The organism is Emticicia sp. BO119, assembly GCF_013912375.1.
GTDB lineage: Bacteria > Bacteroidota > Bacteroidia > Cytophagales > Spirosomataceae > Emticicia.
In genome coordinates this window covers 418,383-441,776 of record NZ_JACETV010000006.1, presented here as the reverse complement: position 1 = coordinate 441,776, position 23,394 = coordinate 418,383, and the positions used below count along the sequence as shown (strand labels likewise).

Below are 23,394 nucleotides of genomic sequence, written 5' to 3'. Positions count from 1 at the left end.
CACCTCAGTAGTGATTAATGCCTTACCAACTCCGACAGCGGGTTCAAACACCCCTGTTTGTGTAGGTCAGACTTTGAACTTAACTTCATCAGGAGGCACAAGCTACTCATGGGCAGGACCGAATGGTTATACCTCAACGAGTCAGAATCCAAATATCAGCAATGTAACCAGTGCGGCGACAGGCATTTACACAGTAACTGTAACGAATGCCAGTGGTTGCACTGCCACAGCGACCACCTCAGTAGTGATTAATGCCTTACCAACTCCGACAGCGGGTTCAAACACCCCTGTCTGTGTAGGCAAAACATTAAATCTGACGTCATCAGGAGGTACAAGCTACTCATGGGCAGGGCCGAACGGTTATACCTCAACAACTCAGAATCCAAATATCAGCAATGTAACCAGTGCGGCAACAGGCATTTACACAGTAACTGTAACGAATGCCAGTGGTTGTAGTGCCACAGCGACCACCTCAGTAGTGATTAATGCCTTACCAACTCCGACAGCGGGTTCAAATACCCCTGTTTGTGTAGGTCAGACTTTGAACTTAACTTCATCAGGAGGCACAAGCTACTCATGGGCAGGACCGAACGGTTATACCTCAACGAGTCAGAATCCTGGTATTATTAATATAACTTCAGCGGCCAATGGCATCTATACCGTTACGGTAACAAACACATTGGGTTGTAGTGCTACTGCAACTATTAATGTAATCATTTATGACTTACCTACACCTCCCACCGTTACTGGAGCAAGCCGTTGTGGAGCCGGGTCAGTTACATTGACTGCAAATGGTTGCGTTGGTGGTACAATTCAATGGTTTGATGCCCAAACAGGTGGAAATTTAGTAGGAACTGGCATAACTTTTGCTACTAATACATTAACGCAAAGTACATTCTATTTTGCTTCGTGCTCCACCAATAATTGTTCAAGCCCTTCCCGTACAGCGGGTTTAGCAAGAATTAATTCTGCACCAGATGCTGAAGTTATTCCTGTAAACTCTACTTGTATTTTGAATAATCCACAAGATAACGGTAAACTTTTGCTAAATAGATATAGAAATGATGACCAGTATTCATATAATATAGGGACATCTTTTAACAGTGCCATAGCTTCAGCTTTTGTAACCATACCAGTGGGGGGATTAGTACCAGCATCTAATTTACCAAACCCAGCAGAAAGTAGCCAGGCTTATACTGTTAGAATAAAAAATTCTGATGGTTGTACCATCGATAGGACTGTTTTATTAACCAGACAATGTGAAGGGTGCCCGCAAAATTATTGCCCGCCTGCCACAGCAACCAAAACAAAATAAGTACTCAATTTAATTAAGCTTTACATATCCAACTTAACAATTTGTCAAATGGAAAACGAAGTACCCAAAATTACTTTACAATCCAATCATAGACAGACCCGACCTTGGGTTTGGCTAACGATTATTGGTGTCCTCCTGTTATTTATGAATCAGAACGTCATTGCCCAAACGCCTTGTACGACCCCCATAAATTATACGCTGGTAGGAGTTGACGCCACAACTGCAACTGCTAATGATGCTAAAATCCGAATCTCAGGAGCATTATCCGGCGATAATAAAATTGGCTATTCTGTAGGAAACACCTACACAGGACCCAATTTTGCCGCCGCAACCAAATTTTCAGATTTAACAGGTGGTTATATTTCACAAACCCTACCTACTCCAACTAATCCGGCAGGAACAGAATATACCATTCGTGTTTTCTCTGAAGATGGAAGCTGTTATACTGACAAGACATTTACATTAGATTATGTAAACTTCAATTCTACTCCCGTGAACCCTGATATTGAGGTGACTACAGGCGTCTCACCAAGTGGTTTTGTAGCATTAAACGGCACAGTTTCTATCGTAATTACTGTTCAGAATAAAGGAACAGGCCCTGCTACAGGTGTGGTTTATACGGTAGGTATTCCGGCAGGTCTTACGGGTGTAACTGGTACTCCAACTGCAGGTACATATAATGGTACCACAACCTGGACTATCGGAGATTTAGCTGTAAATCAAACTGTTACCTTAACTTTAACAGGAACAGTAAGCACAAGAGGTGTGAAATACGTAACAGCGAATTTGTCAGCTGAAAATGAGCAGGATATTGACTCAAGTCCTACCACTAATAATGCAGGAGAAGATGATCAGGGTTCAGCCTGTATTTCTACACCATTCGATTATTGTTCTAATGATGAATATACCATTACTTTGCCAAGTTATACAGATATTAAATGGTTCAAGGGTGCTACTGAAATTACAGCAGGCAATGCTGCAAGTAACGGTGTCAGACTTAATGGAGATGGTTCTATGACTATATTCAGTGAAGGAGAATATTCTTATAGTATGACCGTCGGACCAAATGCCTGTCCAAGTGGTGGCTGTTGCCCGATTAAAATTGAAGCTGGTAAACCACCGGTATTGGTTGCCCCTGCTGATCAGAGCATCTGTTTCAATGCTACCTTTGCTACTATAACAGCTCAGAATACTCAAACTACTCCGAACGGAACGTTTATTTATGAATGGTATAATGATAACGGAACAAGCAACCCGACAACCGGAATCATTTCAGGCCAAACTTCATTGACTTTCACTGCGCTTCCTACTGCAGTGGGTGTGTACAAATATAAGTTGAAAGCGTATGAGCAAGGACACCCTAATTGTGCCGACTCAATTACGATTACTTTAGAAATCAAAGATCTTCCGGTACCAGTAATTGCTTCAAACAGCCCTGTTTGTGAAGAAGGAACAATCACTTTCACTTCAGATGGCGCAGGTACTGGCGGCTCATACGCATGGACAGGACCCGCAAGCTTTACAGCTAATACAGCTAATCCGACCAGAACTAATGCAGTAGAGGCTTACGAAGGAACATATGTAGTAACAGTTACCAATGGGGTGGCATGTTCGGCAACGGCTTCGGTAGCAGTAGTAATCAACCCACTACCAGAACCACCGGTAACCGCAGACAAAGTGTTCTGTGCAGAAGATGCAGCCGCTCCTTTAGTAGCAACAGCCGCATCGGGTAATACATTATTATGGTATGGCACAAGCTCAACAGGTGGAGTTTCATCAACTACGGTACCAGTTTACAATCCGACTACAGCAGGTATAGATACTTACTATGTAACACAGGTAGATGTGAATGGTTGTGAGTCTCATCGTGCAGATATTGAAGTAACCGTAAATGCTAAACCTGCTCCGCCAACTGTTACTACTCCTGTATCTGCTTGCCAGGATTCAGACCCTGTTACGTTAGCAGTTAATGGTACAACAACAGGTTACACTATCTTATGGTATGGCACAGCTTCTACTGGTAGCACGGGTTCTACAACTGCCACTGTAGCATTAACCAATGCCGTAGGCACAACTACCTATTATGTAAGTAGAAAAGATGATGTTACTACTTGTGAGTCTAACCGTGCTTCAATTGATGTCGAAATCAGACCTACTCCAGTACCAACTATTGCATCAAACAGCCCTGTTTGTGCAGAAGGAACAATCACTTTCACATCAGATGGTGCAGGTACTGGTGGCTCATACGCATGGACAGGACCCGCAAGCTTTACAGCTAATACAGCTAATCCGACAAGAACCAATGCAATAGAAGCACATGAAGGAACATATGTAGTAACCGTTACCAATGGGGTGGCATGTTCGGCAACAGCTTCAGTAGCAGTAGTAATCAACCCATTACCTGAGCTACCAGTAACCGCAGACAAAGTGTTCTGTGCAGAAGATGCAGCCGCTACTCTGGTGGCAACAGCCGCCTCCGGTAACACATTATTATGGTACGGCACAAGCTCAACAGGTGGGGTATCTTCAACTACTGCACCGGTATATAACCCGACTACCGCAGGTATAGATACTTACTATGTAACACAGGTAGATGTTAATGGTTGTGAGTCTCATCGTGCAGAATTAGAGGTAACTGTAAATGCTAAACCAGCTGCTCCGGTTGCTCAGGATAAAACTTATTGTCAGGGTGTAGCGGCTGTTGCCCTTACTGCCTCAGGAGTGTCAGGCAATCCGATCTTGTGGTATGGTACTAACTCAACAGGTGGTACAGGCGACACAACAGCTCCAATTCCTTTAACTGATGCAGTAGGTACAACTACTTACTATGTAAGTCAGAAAGATGCGACAACTGGTTGCGAGTCGAATCGTGATGATGCTATCGTAATTGTAAACCGTACGCCAGAAGCTCCAGCTATCTCTCCAGTTGTATATTGTGAACAAGAAACAGCTACAGCTCTTGCAGCAACAGGCGAATCGGGTAATTCAATTATATGGCATGTAGGTGGCAGTAGCACTTTAACTGCACCAACACCAAATACAAGTGTGGCAGGTTTGACCATGTTCTATGTATCACAATCAATACCTGGCACAGGTTGCGAATCAGGAATGGCACAAATACCAGTAACCGTCAATCCAAAACCAGTTGCGACTGTAATTGCGGTAAATTCTCTTTGCGTGGGTTCTGTTTCTCAAAACAACGCTCAGTTGATTCTGACAAGATATCGTAATTCTGATGAGGTTTCTTATAACATAGGTAGTACGTATGGCACGCCAACACCATCTACTTATGCTACCGTTCCGTCAGGCGGTGTGTTTGCAAGTAACTTACCAAACCCAACAGCGGCAACACAAGACTATACTGTAAGAATCAAGAACTCGTTTAATTGTACAATTGACCGGGTAGCTACGCTTACTAAAACAGATTGTGCTTGTCCGGGAGGTTATTGCGAACCGGCAACAGTTACAAAAACCAAATAGTAACATAGCATAGCGATTAATAATTAGCTGAATCCTGTAAGGCAGAAGTCTTACAGGATTTAGTTAGTTATATCGGCAAACAGGTTTGAAAGCTAATGGGCAATTAATTTACTTTTTAGGGCATCTTCAATATATTGATAGGGTTTTTAATCCAAAAAAATTCCTTTTCACGCCATTGGTCGAAAAAACAGAATTAAAGTATTAAATAGTTGTAAATTGGACTTTAGCGATGAATTGACCCCAACATTGAAAAAAGAAAGACATAAAAGAAAAACAATTCTTCTGAAATTTCTTTTTCTCACAAATAAAAACTTATTTTATGGTAGTATAATAAGCTTTTATTTGCACAACACCCGATGTTCCCTCCCATAATAGAATTGGCAATGGCTTATACCTTATTGTAATAATATAAGACTGCGCATGTCCCGTTTACTTTGAGTGCTTTATAAGATTTTAAAAATTTCAACACTAAATTACTGACATTGCTATTGAGTGATTTTTAGCTATTGAGATTACGATGAAAAACTTTTTAAGTTTGTCAAGGAGTAGATTTTCCGGTCTTTTTAGGGCAGGGATTATAGTTATAACAATTATACTGTTAGGCTTCAATAAAGGAGACTCCAATTATTCAGATGTTGGTTTCCGTAAAGCAGCCATGCATGATATTTGCTACCCTCCCATGTTTTCTGTTCGTAGTATTGATGTAACTCAGGCCAATAGTAATGACGCCCGAATCCTGATTTCAAATATTGAGAATGCCACACGATATACTATTTCAGAGAATGGTGTTGCCGGATTAGATTATACTAAATCTATACTGATAGATCAGGGAAAAAAAGAAATAGAGATTAAGAACCTGCCAAATCCGGCTACAATTAAAGCATATACCATCAGGGTTTATAATTCAGAAACCTGCTACGCAGATCAGACTATCGTTCTGGAGCACGTAAACTTTGCCAATCTTACCGACTACAGCAAACTGGAACTGATTCAGGGGGTTGATATACATACACCACAGTTAGACGAGGTAGTTACTTTCACAACCTTGGTCGTTAACAAAGGGAGTAAAACAGCCACCAGCGTAGCTATTCAGAATATCCTGAGTGGTAGTTTAAAGGTTGTCTATTTCTATGCCGACAAAGGAGTATTTGATCCTATCGGAGGTGCATGGGGTGTTGGCAATGTTAATGGAGGCGAAACCATCAAGTTAGTTATTAAAGCTAAAGTAACTCAAACAGGCTTATCTTATTGTACCTCTTATATCTGGCGACAGAATGGTGTAGAAAAAGATATGAAAAACCCGGTGGCCAATGCAGATGAGAGCGATTACGGCGTAAGCTGTGTAAGCGTGCCGGTAGAATTACAGAAAGATGAAACCTATCGGGTTACTCTGAAAAGATACAAGGGTGTAAAATGGTATTATAAAAATATGGCATCAGGTCTTTACGAAGAAATTACAAAGGATACTTCACCTAATATTGCTGTTATTAACAAAGATAGCTCATTAAGCATCGCAAAAGGCGGAGAATATACTTTCTCTAAGGCATCTGGCACCTGTAATATAACCAGTTGTTGTCCTATTTTGGTACAGGGATGTACAGGCCCTAAAATTGTAGTTGACTCTATCTACTGTAACAAAAAAGTAGATAGTTACAGTATTCGTGTAAAATTGGAAGGAGACGAATGGGCACTCGTACAACAAATCTATGCGGGTCTTACCAATATTGGGATGCCTACAGCTTATGACTACCTGAAACGTCTGAATAAATTACCTCTTCAGTCAAGTGCAGGATATGTGGTAGCCCATAGTAACGGATTTTATACCATCGAAAACGTTCCGGCTTTCATGCCGAATGTTTCCTTATTAGCTACAGATATTACAGGTAATTGTAGCACAAGTAAAATAGTAAATGCACCTAACTGCGACCTGCCGACTGTTCAGATACCCCTCGTATTAAATCAGAATGAGACTTTTTCTCCAGGTTCACCTATGCCTGCTTTCAGTGTAACAAATACTGCTAAAGGGACAGAGGTACTTTGGTATGATGACGAAAAAGCCGAACGGCCTGTTGCCACAGGATTAGAGTTTACACCTAAAAGAGGAGGTTCATATTATGTAGCCGCTCGAGATAAGAAGACAAAAGTTGTAAGCGAAAAAAGAGAGCTGACCCTGACAGAAGTACATGATACAGAAGAAGAAATGTTTGCTACAAAAGTATGTAAGTGCGAAAGTGCTACAATGAAGGCCGATGATGATTTCAGTAAAGTGACAATCTCAGCCTTATATCCAAATCCGGCTGATAGAGAAATTAATTTTGATTATACTTTACCTGATCATATCCCAGCGGCAAAATTAGTAATATTTAATTTGTCAGGTACAATTATCGGTACCTATAATATAGAAAACACCGATACCAAAACAACCATACCAACGGCTGACTGGGCAGCAGGTACTTATGTTTATCAGATAGTAATTAATAGCAAAAGATTTGTAAGTAATAAGTTTATTGTCATACACAATTAAGAAGACTTTTGACAATTGTGAGTTTATTGAGTGAATTAAATTGGATAATTTGACAGTTAATGAGTGAATAAGATTGCTTCTGAAAAAGTAGCCGGCCACTTATTAGCTAAGCTTAAGCTTTAAACAGGAGTTCATTTGTAGCTCCTGTTTTTATTTTAAACGGTTTCACCACGTCCATTTATTCTTTTTAAGCCACCTTTTATAGGACTGGTGTATTCAAGATAAATGTCCTGTGCATTGTATTGACCTGTAGGTAGAACAATGATTTCATTCAAGACCGTTTTTGCTGATAGCGTTTTCGTAAAAACAGCATTGTTCTTTTTGTTCTTTATTAATACCTGAAAATTTTCGCCGATTTCAAGCTTCGATTCAACCGCACTTAGTTTCAGAATATTACCCTGTAATCTGCCAACAGCCGGGAACTGACCGTTAATAATTTGTTCGGGGTGGGCAAACGCCAGGATTTTATCAGTTTTTTGCCATAGACCATATACTCTGTTTTCGGCCTGCATCTGATACATTTTGGCCGCCCATTGGCGATAATTACCCAGATGACCTTCCCTTTTAGGCTGCCCTGCGCCATCACCAAAATAATTCTGTCCAAACGGAGTTCCTTCTTGGGTTGATACATGTAAATCAGGTATAAAATTACCATTTAACCACGCTCCCCTTAAAGTCAAACCTATATTCCCTCCAGTAACATTTGTCCAGATCAACAGATTATTCAATAATGTATAAACCAATGCCCCATGCCATTCAGCAGTTACCCTGTCAATAGGGCGGTAAAGATTGGTGAAAGGATTGGACTCTAAATCGTGCCTTAAAATACCGACAGTCTGGTAAGGATTATTGATTGCATGAATATTCTGGAAATCATCTTTCAAGCCACAATCGTTGGCAAGCATTTGCAGGCGGAAGAAGATTTCAGAATAATAACCTCCAAACTGATTGATGCCATGATACAATTCAGATTTTAACCGATACTCTCCATAATTATGGCCTTCAGATTGTGATATATGTTCCCTTTTTCCGGCAGCGGAAAAATTAATTAATTCCCCCCTCTGATTTTCCTGAAAAGTATCATCTCTTAATACCCGATTGCCATAACTATCAATAATAAAATACCCGTTAGCATCTTTCTTATACATTGGGGTAGTAATAGGCAGATTGACTTTCGGATAACTAACCAGTATATTATACATCAGGTCTTTTCCACGGAAGTAATTATTGATAATACCACTACTCACTTTGGCCTTAGTCTCATTATAAGAATGCTTGCTGAACGGAAAGAATTTTTCGTCAAGTGGTACGTTGTCACCATCATAATAATAACCACTTTGCCAGTAAGTAAACCCTTTGTTGGGGGCGTAGCTATATAGAATCACTATATGTCTGGGGTTATCTTTCTTGGCAGCTGTATAATACCCTTTCAGAAAAGAGCTGATTTTCGAAAAATCGGTTACCCCCGCTTCAATATCAAGCATCGTAAAAGCAAAAGGCACACGTTTACCTGTAGCATCTAATGATTGATACTGCATCGCTACATAGTTTTCAGCACCCTGTTTTTCTAATTCGGTATGGCTTTTTTGCCAGAACATAAAATCATTAAAAAGTGTCCATTTATATCTATGTTCACCCGGTACCCCTTTCAGCGTATTCAAAAAACAATTGTCAAATCCTGTAGCCAGGCCTTTTGAAAGCGCGATTGGAGGGGTGTCTCCGCTATGATTCAAAAACTCAACACCGTTCCCCCATAAAAACCGGCTATTAAATTTTTGTGAAGGCCGACCATTCACATCTGGGAATACCTCAAAACCAAGAGTATTTTTGTTTGTAATATCTTCTTTACCACTTATTAGAGAAGGCAGTTGAGTTGTTTCAAAATCTGTAAAAGTACCATTGGGAATAATTTTTTCTGGAGTAGGCAAGACAGAAACATCCGTCAATTGATTGATACTGAGCGAAGACTTGACAGGCTCACCTCCAAATAAGTGTCTGTAAAGCAGATATATAAAACCTGCTACAGAAGTACCTAAAAAGAAACGTCTGCCCGTGTTCATTGTATGTAAAAGTTTATGGATTGTAAAGATGAAAGTATTATTTCATTTTTCCTCTTTTTACTAAAAATGCAGAAAGAATCTGGTCAAATCCCTGTGAAATATCTGCTTCTACAAAATCTATTTTATACTGTCCGCATTTCAGACGCAAATCATGGTAAAACTCTTTAATAGCTGTCTGATAATGGGTTTTTACCTGCGATGGTTGCACTTTCACTTTTTCGCCTGTTTCCAGGTCAATGAACTCATAAGGACGTTCATCAAAATTAAACTCCTCTTCAGTATTCTTATCAGTTACATGAAATAACAATACTTCATGCAGGTTATGACGCAGGTGTTGCATAGCCGAGAATAGACGCTCCGTATTATTAATATCATCGAACATATCGCTGAAAATCACTACTAAAGAACGTTTGTGAATTTTTTCGGCAATTTCGTGCAAAGTCTCTACTACCGATGTTCTTTTATTAGGCTTTGGTTTCTGTAATAGTGATTCTAAATCTAAAAATATCTTATGTATGTGCGATGGCGTCGATTTAATTGGGGTTTGTATTTCTATACCCTCAGAAAATGTAGTGAGACTAACCGCATCACGTTGTTTTTGCAGGGTATAGGCCAATGCTCCGGCAGCCATAATACTGAACGTCATTTTGCCATTAGATTTTTCAGGATAATACATTGAAGAAGACGTATCAATCAGTAAGTGGCAACGAAGATTAGTTTCCTCCTCGTAGCGTTTAACATACAACCGGTCAGTTTTACCAAATACTTTCCAGTCAATATATCGGGTACTTTCACCTGTATTATAAAGTCGGTGCTCTGCAAATTCCACAGAGAAACCATGAAAGGGAGACTTATGCAGCCCGGTAATAAAGCCCTCTACCAATTGCTTGGCAAGAAATTCAATATTTCCGTATTCCCTGATTTTTACTAAATCTAACATATTATAACCCTATGTCTTTTTTACTGTTGCTTTCTTGATTGGAACCTTCTGCTTAGTTCCTTTTTTTACTGCTGGTTTCTTCGAGTTACTACTTGACGTTGCCGGGTTATTGGTTCTTCGGCTGGCTCTTTTCTTCTTTAACGATTTTGAAGGCTTCGTTCTGACGGTCTTGGGCTTAGGCTTTAAAGGTATTACTATTTCTTCCTCTTCAGGTTCATTAACTATTAAATCAGCCGCACTTTTAATCATCGAATCGGGGCGTTCAATATAAATCGTATCATTTTCGCCTACTACCGTCAATTTTACCTTTGCTATACCATGGCGAAACATATCCAGTTGTTTCGCTGCTACATAAGACAAATCAAGAATCCTCCCTTTTGCAAAGGGCCCTCTATCATTAACCCTCACAATACACCATTTATTGTTTGCCAGATTAGTTACTTCAATCATTGTACCAAAAGGCAACGTCGGGTGTGCGCAGGTGAGTACATTTTTCTTCAGAATTTCACCACTGGCCGTTTTTCTGCCATAAAACTTGTTTTCATAATAAGATGCTTTTCCAAACAGTTCGACTCCAATAATTGAGGCTTGACAGGATACTTGAGTAGGTTTAAATAGAATGAATAAACATAAAAAAGATACTGTTTTAAGGGTCATTCTTGGTTAAAATTTGTTTTCGAATTGCATAGATACGAAAATTTCATCAAGTGCAAAAACAATCAAAAATTTTGTATATAAAACAGAATTAAAATATTTATGCGGAAAATTTCTTATTTCAAATGAAAATATCATTATTTTTGATAGAAAATCCTAATAAAATATTTTACATAAAGCAATAAAAACCTATATTTGAAAATCATTCTAAACCTCTAAAACTTAAAAGGATTGTGGAAAGAGAAGACAGAGACAAAATTTACTCTAAACGTGTCAGAGCGGGCAAGCGTACTTATTTTTTCGATGTAAGAAGCACCCGTTCAAATGATTACTACCTAACTATCACCGAGAGCCGTCGTTTTCAGAAAGATGGAGGATTTGTGTTCGAAAAGAGCAAGATGTTTGTTTACAAAGAAGATTTTAACAAATTTCTTGAAGCTCTGCAAGAAACAATTGGGCACATTAAAACTGAACTGATGCCTGATTTCGACTTTGACCAGTACAAAAACGAACAGGTTTCTGTTCCTAACGAAGAATCCGATGACTACGCATCAGGTGGTAGTTCTGATTTAAAATGGGAGTAGCTCTACAAACGTATCAATTATCAATTTTTGCTGCTGATTCTAAAGGTTTTCTTTAAGCCAGAATCTGAAAATCCCTTATTATTGATAGTTGTTATTTACGTAAGGGTTAAAGACATTCAGCCTTTGAGAGATTCTCAGAGGCTTTGCTATTATAGGCTTGTACTAACAAAACACAAGATATAGGTCAGGCTGTATAGTATCTCGTTGAATATATGAACTTTGTTATTAATAAACAATTCAAAATTCTGATATATTACCGCGCCTCCTTTACTTTACTTTTGCCTTTCTCCTGCTTTTAGCGTAATTTTGCGGAAAATTTCATTTAGACTAAAGATAATCAGATTATATGCCTTTACAAGCCGGAATCGTGGGATTGCCTAACGTTGGTAAGTCAACACTTTTTAATGCCGTATCAAATAGTGCCAAAGCGCAGGCAAGCAATTATCGTTTCTGTACCATTGATCCTAATGTAGGGTTAGTAGACGTACCTGACGAGAGATTAAATAAACTGGCCGAATTGGTAAAACCTAATAAAATTGTACCTACCCAGATTGAAATCGTAGATATTGCCGGATTGGTAAGGGGAGCAAGTCGTGGAGAGGGCTTAGGAAATAAATTCTTAGGGAACATCAGAGAAGTAGATGCGATTATTCATGTAATCAGATGTTTTGAAGATGAGAATATTCTACGTGACGAGGGCGATATAAATCCGGTAAGCGATAAAGAAATCATTGATACTGAATTGCAGTTGAAAGATCTGGAGAGTGTGGAGAAGAAGATTCAGAAGATAGAAAAACAAGCCAGAGTAGGGGGTGATGCCAAAGCAAAAGCTGAATTTGATATATTGAAACGCTGTCAGGATTGGCTATTACAAGGCAAGAATATTCGTGAATTGGGTATAGCAAAAGAAGAATTGTATGCGGTAGCAGATTTATTCTTATTGTCTATTAAACCTGTGCTTTATGTAGCTAATGTTGATGAAGGCTCTATGCACACTGGTAATAAGTATTCGGCCATATTGCAGAAAGTAGCTGATGCAGAAGGAGCACAGATGATTATTCTGAATAACTCTATCGAAGCACAGATTACTGAAATGGAAGACCCTGACGATAAAGCAATGTTTTTTGAAGAATATGGCATGAAAGAGGCAGGGCTGAATCGTTTAATCAGAGCTGCCTATAAACTATTAACTTTGCGTACTTACTTTACCGCAGGTGTACAGGAAGTAAGAGCATGGACAATTCAGGAGGGTTGGAAAGCACCTCAGGCAGCCGGGGTAATTCATACTGATTTTGAAAAAGGATTTATCAAGGCGGAGGTTATTGGGTATAACGATTATGTAAAGTATGGCTCGGAAGCCGCTTGCCGCGAGGTCGGACGTTTACGCATTGAAGGTAAAGAATATATAGTGGCAGATGGAGACGTGATGCACTTCAGATTTAATGTGTAAAGTTTCAGTATAAGAAGGATGATTTTTAAAAATCATCCTTCTTATACTGAAACTTTTGATACAAGCCGTATAAAATTATAATAATACTAATGCTATTAAATACCACGAAATTAGAATTTTTTATTTCCTTATAAAAAAAGTGATATAAGTATGTAATAGTTATTAAAAGGATTCCAAAAAGGATAAATTTATTAGCTTTAACAAGTCTGTATTTATTAAATGCGTGGGTTATAATATGAAGTGCGTCAACCTCATTATACTCTTCTAACAAATGACCTTTTACTTCGCTATAAGTAGCACCATTTTTAAAGTTCTGAATTTGTTTTTTTATTTCTTGTTCGAACATTTTATAATCAATTAAATAACCAGGGTATTTAAACCCTGCTTAGTATCTACATCGTTATTTAAATTATCCGCATATTTCGCCAATGCAATAATTAGCAACACACTCATTTAAATTGTTAAGCAATTGTTCTTGTATTTGCCATTGTTGGTTATACACTAAATTTGCACATTCAACAAAATCAAAAGCCCAAGTACCAAATTGTACTGCTAAATCCATGTATGACATCCCACTAAAACCAGAAAAATACTCCATCGCCAATCTTCCCATATCATAATATCCAAATGGATTAGTATCATCGAAACATCCACTAACTCCCGCTGTTGCCAAAACATCTACTGCATATGCGTTTTGTTCATAATAATAAAAGCACTGACAACACGAAGGTACTGAATAAGATGGAGTCAAGTTACCAAAAGAGAAGAATAGTACCAATAATAACGCTATTTTTTTCATGATAATTTTATTTAAAGAGTTTAGTATTTATTTCTGTGGTTTTGCTTTCTGATAATCTTTGTCATATTTCGTCAAAAATTCAGAATCTATTTTAATTTTGGAGCTTTCTATAAGAATAGATGCTTGCTCCATACCAGATAGCTTACAGAAATCGGGGTATTTATCACATAATTTTGATTTTGTTATAACAATATCGAAGTGGTTTTTCATTCTTTTATCAGCGTCTTTCATCCCGGCCTCTTTAAATTTGTTTACTAATTCGTCATAAGACTTAGGCTTATTACCGGTTTTCAGCTTCTCACTGTCAATCTGATTCTCTTTATAAGAGAATCTTTCAACTCGGAATTGGTCTATTGCTTTAAGATAATCTTTAAATAAAGGGTCATTCTCGATTTGCTTACTTACCTTTTCAACGTTGCTGCTTGCTCTCAGTTTGCGGAGATTTTTTTGAACATCAGCTAAAGAAGTCACTGGTTTTAAGGATGAAGGAATTTCTTCAGTCACAGCCTTTTTTTCACAAGAAAGTAGTATAAGTACTACTAAGGTGAACGATAGTTGTTTAATTAAATTGCTCAGTTTGTTTGTAGATTTTTAAGTTAAAAGTAATTGAGTGATGTAGACAGTCAAACTTATAATAAGGAGTTTAATCCAAAAACAAAAGAGAAGGGTTTTTATTTAACGGTAACTTTGAGAGGTCATTAATGTTGTTACGCATTAATAACCTCTCAAATTTAATGATTATAAATTCTTTGATTAAGTAGTAATCAGTCCAGGTTAAATAACATTGTGATGAGAAAATTGTTTTTTCAATATGATGTATTACTTGGCATTATATTCTTCGAAATATTTCATCCTGATAACCAAAACAATAGTTTGAATTTTGAACCAAAATGGAAGTAAAAAATTATTAAATATTTTTGATTGTTGTGATTGACGGATTTTTTAATAGAACTGATTTAAAGTTTTATGAGATTTTTTACCCATTGAATGATAACGAACAGACAATGCCAGGCCATCCAAGAATCCGAGTAGTATCCTGTCGAATTAACATTGTACGATAACTATCACACCAGGCATTAGTTCTTTCTATTACATATCTACACTGATACATTTCCTCGTCGAAGATGACTTTACTTTCTTTCGGAGAAATTGTATTACGCTTATTTTCAGGCACATTGGCAATGATATGATGTTTTAGGCAAACTTTTCTAAAATCCTCTGTATCAAAACCTGCATCCGCATTTACAAATAAACCATCAACACGTATAGTACTTTTCTGAAGTTGTTTGACTATACTATCCATTTTTGATTCAATCTCAAAAGCATCATTACGGTTCGCCGCTGCGATGATTTCCAGCCAATGGCTGACTAAAACCTACTACCAAACCTTTTCGGTCTGTTAACCATAGAGTGTTAGTAGTGTTTTGTTTCTTCCATCCTTGGTATCCTACCTGCTGGCCACCTCTTTTAGCTGCAGTGTGACTCCCATCTAACTGCCCTACACTCAAATCTAATATGTGCCTATGACTACTTATTAATCCACTCATAGCAGCCTGCCAGCTACCATCTTTTACCCATTTGCGGAAGTGATAAAAAATACTGCCCCATTTTATCTTAGCTCTATAAATCAACGATTTAACTGGTAATAGGTGCCAATGAACACCCGTCTTAAGCTTGTATAAAATGGCGTTTACTATTGCATATACGCTATGACGGCTACCACCTCTTTTTCCTATGGACAGGTAAAGAACTATATATCTTTTTATGCTATCTTTGCTCAAGATTCGTATCATGTCTGGTTTTTTGTAGAAGGTAAGAGAGCTACAAATTTCGACTTTTTTTACGAATCTATTTTTATTTTACTTTGAATCATCTCATAGTAAATAAGGATTTGAGGGATTAAATGGAATTAAAATATTCACTTCTTCACCATCTTATCCATCATCTCCAGCATAGCAGGAGTTGGAACCAGATGATTTTTTTGAGACCAGAATTCTTCTTCATACTTACCCCCCTTCGGGAAATTGTTGGTCGTTAATAATTCGTCATCTAATCTGATGGCACTACGTCCCATTCGCATACTTTCATTAGCCATAAACTGTACATTCATTGTAGCCTCAGTAGTAAACTTCTTTTCAAGTTTATCCTCAAAATCGGCTACAAACGTTAGCTTGCTATCTTGTAATTGCCACTTGCCATTCAAAGGTAAGAACTGTGTATAGCCTTTTACTACTTTTCCGGCTTTTCTGGTATTATCAATAAAGCTTCTGCCAATCACATCTTTTACTCCCTCAGGAGTCATTTCATATTCAATCCTGACAATCGCCTGGTTATTTACATCTATATAAATCTTGCCATTCCGTGCTGCTTTCACTCGTTTATTAACAGGCCAGAAACTCATAGAATATACCAGACTATCGTTAAAATAGGTCATTAATGAATCAATTTTGAAGTCATAATCATTGATACTGCCTTTATCTAAATATTCAGGTATGCCACCTTCCAACGAACGCGTCACAATAGCTGCTCCGTTCATAAAACCCCAACCATCAAGTTTGGCTGTCTGTCCGGCCCAGTCATATTTACGCCCTTTCAATAGTTTGGCTTTTTCAACACCAATTTCCTTAGCTGTATGCGGTCGTTCAACTCTTAAAATCCCTTCCGTTATTTTTACGAATCCTAATTTCTCCATTTCAAGTGTTTCAAGATAGAAACCAATCTGGTAAGTAGGATAAGATGGGTTATTTTTCTTGACCAGAGCAAATGCTTCTTTCAATAAGACTTTAGGGTCTCCGCCTTGCACTGAAGCTAAAGTTTCAGCTTTTTCCAATTCAATAACACTGGTCGAATCATAAGCCGATGCTTTCTTACTTATACTCTTATAACCAATAGCCGAAATAATCAGCATTGAGTCAAGGTCAATTTTCGGGAAAAAGAATTTAAACTCTCCTACAGCATTTGTCTGACTTGAAAAACCTTTACTTGGAATACTCAGATAAGCATTCGGAAGAGCTTGTTGGGTCGCTTTATCAATAATTTTCCCCGAAATTGAAACATAACCTTGGGAAAAAACTAACGTGGGAAATAATAATACGATTAAAAAGGAGTTAATTCTCATAGATTTTTATTTAAGAATTTACTAATAGTAACGACAGAGATTAATTTTTAATGAAAGACTTGCATTTTTTTTTATAGTTTGCATACATTTGATACAGTTTAAACCAAAACTCTCTAAAACAATGAAAAAAATATTAGTACTATTATTTATGAGTTTGCTAAGTTTTTCTGTGCTTGATTTAACTGCTCAAGAAGTGAAGAGCAAAGGTAAAGCAAAAGAAAAAACTGAGAAAAAAGAAAAGCCTGAAAAAAAAGAAGTAGCTGAAAAGAAAGAGAAAAAGGAGAAACCTGAAAAAAAAGAAAAGACAGAGAAAAAAGAAACTGCTGAAAAGAAAGAAAAGCCTGATACGAAAGAAAAAAAAGTAGCTGATAAGAAAGAAAAGACAGATACGAAGGAGAAAAAAGTAGCCGATAAAACAGATAAGAAAGATAAAACCGATAAAAAAGAAAAGACTGATACGAAAGAAAAAAAAGTAGCTGATAAAGATAATACCATAAAACCTGTACCAAAACCAAATACAAAAGACGATGGCAAAGAAGCTGATGGAAGTACCCGTAAAAGAATAGCAGGCGCCGATAAGCAAATCGGAAAAGACCAGAAGGGACGTACAATTTATGAAGGTCCTCGTGGGGGTCAGTACTACATCAATTCAAATGGTAACAAAACGTATCTGAAAGCCGATAACAAAATTTAATATAGATTTTAAATAAAAAGTCTCAATCTGGTAAGGGTTGAGACTTTTTATTTAACTTTTAGGTCTGAACTCCTTCATTACATCTTGATTACAAACTAAATACGGCCCTTCAATTAAATCAATACAGTAAGGAACAGCCGGAAATACAGCATCTAAACATTGCCTGATGGCTTTAGGCTTACCAGGCAGATTAATTATTAACGAATGATTACGGATGCCTGCTGTCTGGCGGGATAAAATAGCTGTTGGCACATATTTCAGACTTTCCATTCGCATCAACTCCCCGAATCCCGGCATCATTTTCTGGCACACCGCTTCTGTCGCTTCTGGCGTTACATCTCGTAGAGCAGGGCCTGTGCCACCAGTTGTTACAATCAGGCAACAGTTATGTTTATCTGCCATCTCAATCAATGTTTGCGAAATCAAAGACTGTTCATCAGGTATTACCCGATACACAGTTTCAAAATCAGAAATCAGATACTCCTTTAAAGTCTCTACCACAGCCTTACCCGGAATGTCTTCATAAATACCTGCGCTCGCCCTGTCTGAAACATTAATAACCCCGATTTTTATCATAATGAAAAAATTGTCAAAGTAAAAATTGCCTTAAAGATAATTTATTGAAAACTAAAGTTGGCGGAAATAAATGTGTAAATAATTCCTCAGGTACTCATGGACTATTATTTTTTACTTTCTAAGGCATAATCTCTGTATAAATACTAAACAATGATTTGTCTATGAAAGAGTTATTCGACAGAAAAGCCATAGAAGTTATCAGAAGTTTTTTAATGGCCAGTCAGGAAACCATAGCCGTAGCCGAAAGCGTTACCTCTGGCTTTATTCAGGCTGCATTTTCTACGGCAGAAGATGCTTCACTTTTTTTTCAGGGAGGTATTACTGCCTATAATGTCGGTCAGAAATTCCGCCATCTTCGTGTCGAGCCCGTTCAGGCTTTAGCCTGTAATTGTGTATCCGAAAAAATAGCCCAGGAAATGGCACTACATGTATGTGATTTATTTCACAGCCAATGGGGGATAGGTATTACGGGCTACGCAGCACCTGTACCCGAATCAGATAATAACCTATATGCTTACTATACTATAGTTTATAAGGGTATGATTACAAGCTCAAGAAAAATAACAGCAAAAAAAGATGAATCGGTAAGAGTTCAATTGTTCTATGTCAATGAAACCTTGTCAGAGTTGGCTCGATATATCCAAAAACTGATTAATTTGCATGAATAAGCTTGCCTTTATGAGTATTTGTTTTCAAACTTATCTTCTTGGTAATACTTATTTCTCCATTATGTTCAAGGTATATACTATCAATCCCTGCAAGGCTATCTGAAAAAGTAGCTTTTCTTACTGCTTGCATAATATCTTCTTTTCGCACAAGTCCTCGTTTCATATTTTTGTCAATGAATCGGCCATTTCCATACAAGATAATTTTCTCCCCTTCAACCACCCGGCCAAAATCGCTGTAATGAGTAAATAACCAACCGAATATTCTATGTAATATACAAATAACAAGACTGGCAAATATGATAGGGATAAATGGCGAAGAACCTACAACTGCGCGGCTAAGAATGGCACCTAAAAGAATTACAATGATATTATCTATAGGAGTACGAAGGCCGAAAGAACGCCTGCCTGCTATTCTGATTAAAGCAAAGGCAATAAAAAAAACAGCAGTGGCTCTGAGAGCCATTTGAAGTGCGGTAAGTTCTATTTCATGGCTGAAAATTTCTTGAAACGTTTCCATTGTTCTATTGGCGTTAAAGCTGATTTAATAATCAATATTTCTGTGCCAGCGCAAATTTCTTAAATACTCATATTTGCTTGGGAATTTCATTTTGCGCTGTTTCTGGTCTCTTCTTTCTGATTATAGCCAATAGATGATTATGCCAGTTTAGCATATTGCCCAATACAAAATAGTCTTTCAGATTATTTCTGATACTGCTCCGCATAATTTTCACCACCAGGTTCTTCTCAACTTCACCTACTTCTTTCACTCTCACTAAAAATTCAAGTGAAATTAAGGCTAATACAGCTCCGATAATAAATAAGAAGTTCCATTGGTTTAGAGACAAAAGACGAAAAACTTTATCCATATTCGGGCTCGTCCACTCAATACGTATATTCAGGTGTCTGTTAGTAAAGTAGTCAGCCAAAAAACCTCCGATAAGAGGGCCAATAAAAGAAAAAATGGCGGTAATTGTATTTTTGACAGATAAATAAGCAATGGCTTCCTTACGTGGCGCAAGTTTTAAACCAATATTTGTCAGTGAAAGGTTAATACCGGCAGTAGCTGCCCCCATTAATGCATAGATAACTATTAGCAAGGCAAAATTCGAGATAAACTCTGTATAAATCCCTACAAAAGACCAGGCTCCGATGCATATAATATAAATAGGGGCACAGATAGAAAGAATGGTTTTATTACTATACCGGTCTGCAAAAATACCCCAGCTGCGAATCGTAGCGATGCTACATAACTGACTGATAATGGTTAAAGTAATAATATAAGAGATAGAGTAGTTCATGTGCTGTAGTAAGAACACAGTAAAAAACGGTGTCGCTATGCTCAATGAAAATACCCAGAATGAATTGAAAACCAGTAATCTCAAAAAGTTGTTGTCTTTTAAGGGCAAAATAAACAGTTTAAAAATAGTCTCTTCACCCAGAAAAGATTGAGGTTCTGGGATTCGGGAAAGTAAGAATACGCCTATCATACCAATACATCCGCCTAAAACAAACATACTTCCATAAGAATCTAATTCCAGTTCAGGGTAATGGTGCTTGATATAATCTATACCTAAAGCGGTCATTAGGCTCATACATACATTTAGTGTTTGCTGATAACTACTTCTTCTCGAAAAATATGTGCCCATTATTTTTTCGGGTATCAGGTCTTTCATCCAGGCATTCCAACTCAAACCTGCCATTGAAGCAAAAAAGAAATTGAAAAAGAGGAAAAGGATAATAAACTGTACCGAAATACTATTCGGGAAAAACAAAGCTATTATACCTATGACAACTATCGGAATACGCGCCAGTACAGAAAACAACACACTGATAGCTCGTCGGTTGTTATATCGTTTTACCAAAAGGATTGTTAAAAACTGAGAAATATTAGAAAAAGCAGGCAAAGCAGCTATTAATCCTATTTGTAGGTTAGATGCGCCTAATAATAAGCTTAGTGCAGTTAAAAATGCACCACTTGTCAGCACGGTCATGGTTTCTGTAGCCAGACCCTCTCTTACACCCAGCCTCATACCGCATTGCACGTCTTCTTCTGTCAGTATTTCTTTTGGTTGCAGATTCATCATGTAGGTTTTTGATTAAACAAAGATTCCGGCTATCCATTTACAATCTCGCCGCCATTCACATGGATAACCTGTCCGGTAATATAGCTGGCATCTTCCGAAGCCAGAAACACATAAGCAGGAGCAACTTCAGCTGGTTGGCCTGCCCGTTGCATAGGCGTATCTTTCCCAAAAGTATCTAACGATTCATCAGGAAATGTTGTGGTAATCAGAGGAGTCCAGATTGGGCCCGGAGCAACGGCATTAACCCGTATTTTTTTACCATTTAATATTCCTGACAACGAGCGTGTAAAAGATACAATAGCTCCCTTTGTAGCCGAATAATCTAATAGATAAGGATTTCCACGGTAGGCAGTAACAGAGGTTGTATTGATAATTGCGCTACCTTCTTTCAGATGAGGCAAAGCTGCCTGAACCAAAAATATCTGAGAAAAAATATTTGTTCTGAAAGTCTGCAAAAGTTGTTTTTCCTTGATATTCTCAATCTCTGTCTGAGGGTACTGTACTGCTGCATTATTTACTAAAATATCAATTCGGCCCCATTCTTTTATCACCTTATTTATGATTTTCTGGCAATTCTTTTCAATACTTATATCAGCACCTACAATAATTGCCTTTGTCCCTTTTTCTTCTACCAGTTTCCTGGTCTCTTTGGCATCAGCACTATCCTTTCTGTAAACAATAGCTACATTGGCACCTTCACGGGCAAAGGCTACACAAATGGCACGGCCAATTCCGCTATCACCTCCTGTAACTATTGCCACTTTATTCACTAATTTCTTATCTTGTCTGTCGTAGGCTCGTTCAAAAATGGGCTTTTGTTCCATTTCACTTTCAGCCGATTCAGCATTGTCAATGTCTTTTTTAGAAGATTTCATTTTTTTGTGGATTTTAAGTTTTAAGAAGTATCCAACAGTTTATTTTTGGTTTTCAGGTACCCAGACAGATACCGAGCCCGCTTTTACCCTGAAATTTCCTATGCCATTTTCATCTATCCTCACCTTTACTTTACTATTCCCAAGAAAATCTATAAAATAGCTGCCTGAATATTGTGTGCCAACCTGCATGGCTTTCTGATTTTCTTTGCCATTTGAAAGCATCACAGCACAGGGTTCATGCTGGCCATCACCTTTTCTTACCCAACCAATACAGTTAGGATGGTCAAAATAATCTTCCTGTTCTCCCCATGCATTTTCCTTACGGGCTGAAAGGAGTTTTTCAAGAGCCGAAATTTTTGGCATTAATACTTTTTCTTCTGTACCATCCGGCCTTTTTTCAGTATAGCAAGTACCATATAAATCACAATAGAAAATACAAGGGTATCCCTCTTGTCTGAGTAGTATAAGCGCATAGGCCAATGGTTTAAACCAGGGTTCTACTGCTGATTCCAAACCCTGAAAAGGCTGCGTATCATGATTTTCAACAAAAGTGATAGCTAAATCAGGCCTTCTTACCATTAGTGAATTATTCAGAATCCCTCTCAAATCATAATTTTTTCCAGAATTTGATGCGTGGTGAAAATTGTAATGTAAGGGAACATCAAACAAATGAATCCGTGACCCTGTGGCTCTGATATATTCCTCAAGAAGAGGCACATCTGTAAAAGCCCAGTATTCCCCAATCACGAACAAATCATGTTTGACATTGATTCTCATGAAATCAAGCCATTCATTATAAAAAGCTGGCGAAATGTGTTTTAGCGCATCTAATCTCACCCCATCAAAACCCGCAGTTTCAAAATACCATTTTCCCCAGCGTTTCAGCTCTTCTCTTACTGCCGTATTTCGGAATTCTATATCCGAGAACATCAGATAATCATAATTTCCTTTTTCGTTGCCTACTACCTCTTCCCAGTCATCGCCATACTCATTGATAATACTGTAAATACATTTTTCACTTTCCTCAATCCCTTTGGCGCAATCAACTCCAGTAAAGCAATTATAATCCCATTCGAACGCTGAGTATTTCTTTTTCCGGTTCGGGAAATTAAATTTCGTGTTAGCTTCGATTTCAAATGGTGGGCTGATAAATTCTGTACGGTTTTCAGGATTTACTTTTCTTACCATTACCTTCTCGGTTTCATCAGCACCTCCCAGTTGGTTCAAAACAATATCGGCATATACTTGAATATGTTGTTGATGAAGTGTATTAATTGCCGATATATATTCTTCTTTTGTACCATACTTTGTTCTGATAGTTCCTTTTTGGTCAAACTCTCCTAAATCATAAAGGTCATATACGTCATAGCCTTGCGAAAACACTCCTTTTGAGCCTTTGTAAGCAGGAGGCAACCAGACGGCCGAAATACCTGTTTTTTTCAGTAGGGCTGCTTCTTGGCTTACTTTTTTCCAAAGTGTACCATCTGCTGGATAATACCATTCAAAAAACTGAATCATTACCTCATTCATAGCTATTTTATTTCGTATGTTGAAAACAAATAATTGCCATAAT

Annotated in this window: 20 protein-coding genes; 7 read left to right on the top strand and 13 right to left on the bottom strand. The window is 37.8% G+C overall.

What is annotated here, in order from left to right; all coding sequences use genetic code 11:
* The 3 genes from H1R81_RS20415 to H1R81_RS20405 all read left to right on the top strand — a co-directional run.
* Positions 1–1,315 (top strand): PKD domain-containing protein (locus H1R81_RS20415; RefSeq protein WP_409013565.1); only part of this gene is annotated, 1,315 nt, incomplete at its 5' end.
* Between the two features lie 48 nt (positions 1,316–1,363).
* Positions 1,364–4,795, top strand: coding sequence for a DUF11 domain-containing protein (locus H1R81_RS20410; protein WP_181842585.1), 3,432 nt, complete (start codon positions 1,364–1,366; stop codon positions 4,793–4,795).
* A 535-nt stretch (positions 4,796–5,330) separates the two neighbouring features.
* On the top strand, positions 5,331–7,319 hold the full coding sequence (locus H1R81_RS20405) for a T9SS type A sorting domain-containing protein (protein ID WP_181842584.1): 1,989 nt from the start codon (positions 5,331–5,333) through the stop codon (positions 7,317–7,319).
* Positions 7,320–7,474: 155 nt separating this feature from the next.
* Here the strand turns inward: H1R81_RS20405 and H1R81_RS20400 are convergent, their stop codons facing one another.
* From H1R81_RS20400 to H1R81_RS20390, 3 genes are read right to left on the bottom strand one after another with little or no spacing between them, the layout of a single operon-like run.
* Positions 7,475–9,379, bottom strand: coding sequence for a hypothetical protein (locus H1R81_RS20400; protein WP_181842583.1), 1,905 nt, complete (start codon positions 9,377–9,379; stop codon positions 7,475–7,477).
* Positions 9,380–9,416: 37 nt separating this feature from the next.
* Positions 9,417–10,319 carry a DUF58 domain-containing protein gene (locus H1R81_RS20395; RefSeq protein ID WP_181842582.1) on the bottom strand — a complete coding sequence of 301 codons (903 nt, stop codon included), beginning with the start codon at positions 10,317–10,319 and terminating at the stop codon, positions 9,417–9,419.
* Between the two features lie 9 nt (positions 10,320–10,328).
* The gene (locus tag H1R81_RS20390) at positions 10,329–10,976 is read right to left on the bottom strand and encodes a septal ring lytic transglycosylase RlpA family protein (RefSeq protein ID WP_181842581.1); all 648 of its coding nucleotides are present in this window, start codon (positions 10,974–10,976) and stop codon (positions 10,329–10,331) included.
* A gap of 230 nt (positions 10,977–11,206) precedes the next feature.
* Here H1R81_RS20390 and H1R81_RS20385 point away from each other — a divergent pair, with 230 nt between their 5' ends.
* Both H1R81_RS20385 and ychF read left to right on the top strand, forming a co-directional pair.
* Positions 11,207–11,557, top strand: a complete 351-nt coding sequence (locus H1R81_RS20385) for a DUF3276 family protein (RefSeq protein ID WP_181842580.1) — start codon at positions 11,207–11,209, stop codon at positions 11,555–11,557.
* A 346-nt stretch (positions 11,558–11,903) separates the two neighbouring features.
* Positions 11,904–13,007: a redox-regulated ATPase YchF gene (ychF, locus tag H1R81_RS20380; protein WP_181842579.1), complete on the top strand. Its 1,104-nt coding sequence runs from the start codon at positions 11,904–11,906 to the stop codon at positions 13,005–13,007.
* 409 nt (positions 13,008–13,416) lie between these two features.
* On the opposite strand, the gene H1R81_RS20375 is transcribed toward ychF, so the two are convergent.
* The 5 genes from H1R81_RS20375 to H1R81_RS20360 form a co-directional block, all read right to left on the bottom strand.
* Complete coding sequence (locus H1R81_RS20375) at positions 13,417–13,806, bottom strand: hypothetical protein (RefSeq protein ID WP_181842578.1); 390 nt, start codon at positions 13,804–13,806, stop codon at positions 13,417–13,419.
* 27 nt (positions 13,807–13,833) lie between these two features.
* Positions 13,834–14,310 (bottom strand): hypothetical protein, encoded by a 477-nt coding sequence (locus H1R81_RS20370; RefSeq protein WP_181842577.1) that lies wholly within the window; start codon positions 14,308–14,310, stop codon positions 13,834–13,836.
* A 472-nt stretch (positions 14,311–14,782) separates the two neighbouring features.
* Positions 14,783–15,109: a transposase gene (locus H1R81_RS27810; RefSeq protein ID WP_409013564.1), complete on the bottom strand. Its 327-nt coding sequence runs from the start codon at positions 15,107–15,109 to the stop codon at positions 14,783–14,785.
* A 25-nt stretch (positions 15,110–15,134) separates the two neighbouring features.
* Positions 15,135–15,599, bottom strand: coding sequence for a transposase (locus H1R81_RS27805; RefSeq protein WP_409013563.1), 465 nt, complete (start codon positions 15,597–15,599; stop codon positions 15,135–15,137).
* Positions 15,600–15,724: 125 nt separating this feature from the next.
* Positions 15,725–16,924: a carboxypeptidase-like regulatory domain-containing protein gene (locus H1R81_RS20360; protein ID WP_181842576.1), complete on the bottom strand. Its 1,200-nt coding sequence runs from the start codon at positions 16,922–16,924 to the stop codon at positions 15,725–15,727.
* 121 nt (positions 16,925–17,045) lie between these two features.
* On the opposite strand from H1R81_RS20360, the gene H1R81_RS20355 reads away from it, so the two are divergent.
* Entirely contained in the window at positions 17,046–17,618 is a 573-nt protein-coding gene (locus tag H1R81_RS20355) for a hypothetical protein (protein ID WP_181842575.1), read from the top strand.
* Positions 17,619–17,669: 51 nt separating this feature from the next.
* On the opposite strand, the gene mog is transcribed toward H1R81_RS20355, so the two are convergent.
* Entirely contained in the window at positions 17,670–18,194 is a 525-nt protein-coding gene (gene mog, locus H1R81_RS20350; protein WP_181842574.1) for a molybdopterin adenylyltransferase, read from the bottom strand.
* Positions 18,195–18,355: 161 nt separating this feature from the next.
* Between mog and H1R81_RS20345 the strand changes: the two genes are divergently transcribed.
* On the top strand, positions 18,356–18,862 hold the full coding sequence (locus H1R81_RS20345; RefSeq protein WP_181842573.1) for a CinA family protein: 507 nt from the start codon (positions 18,356–18,358) through the stop codon (positions 18,860–18,862).
* Here H1R81_RS20345 and H1R81_RS20340 read toward each other — a convergent pair.
* The 4 genes from H1R81_RS20340 to H1R81_RS20325 form a co-directional block, all read right to left on the bottom strand.
* Positions 18,846–19,379: a DUF421 domain-containing protein gene (locus H1R81_RS20340; RefSeq protein ID WP_181842572.1), complete on the bottom strand. Its 534-nt coding sequence runs from the start codon at positions 19,377–19,379 to the stop codon at positions 18,846–18,848. The two genes, H1R81_RS20345 and H1R81_RS20340, sit on opposite strands and share 17 nt — an antisense overlap.
* Before the next feature lie 67 nt (positions 19,380–19,446).
* Positions 19,447–20,946 (bottom strand): MFS transporter, encoded by a 1,500-nt coding sequence (locus tag H1R81_RS20335; protein WP_220275267.1) that lies wholly within the window; start codon positions 20,944–20,946, stop codon positions 19,447–19,449.
* A 29-nt stretch (positions 20,947–20,975) separates the two neighbouring features.
* Complete coding sequence (locus H1R81_RS20330) at positions 20,976–21,821, bottom strand: SDR family oxidoreductase (RefSeq protein ID WP_181842571.1); 846 nt, start codon at positions 21,819–21,821, stop codon at positions 20,976–20,978.
* A gap of 39 nt (positions 21,822–21,860) precedes the next feature.
* The gene (locus H1R81_RS20325) at positions 21,861–23,351 is read right to left on the bottom strand and encodes an alpha-amylase (RefSeq protein ID WP_181842570.1); all 1,491 of its coding nucleotides are present in this window, start codon (positions 23,349–23,351) and stop codon (positions 21,861–21,863) included.
* Between the last annotated feature and the right edge of the window lie 43 nt (positions 23,352–23,394).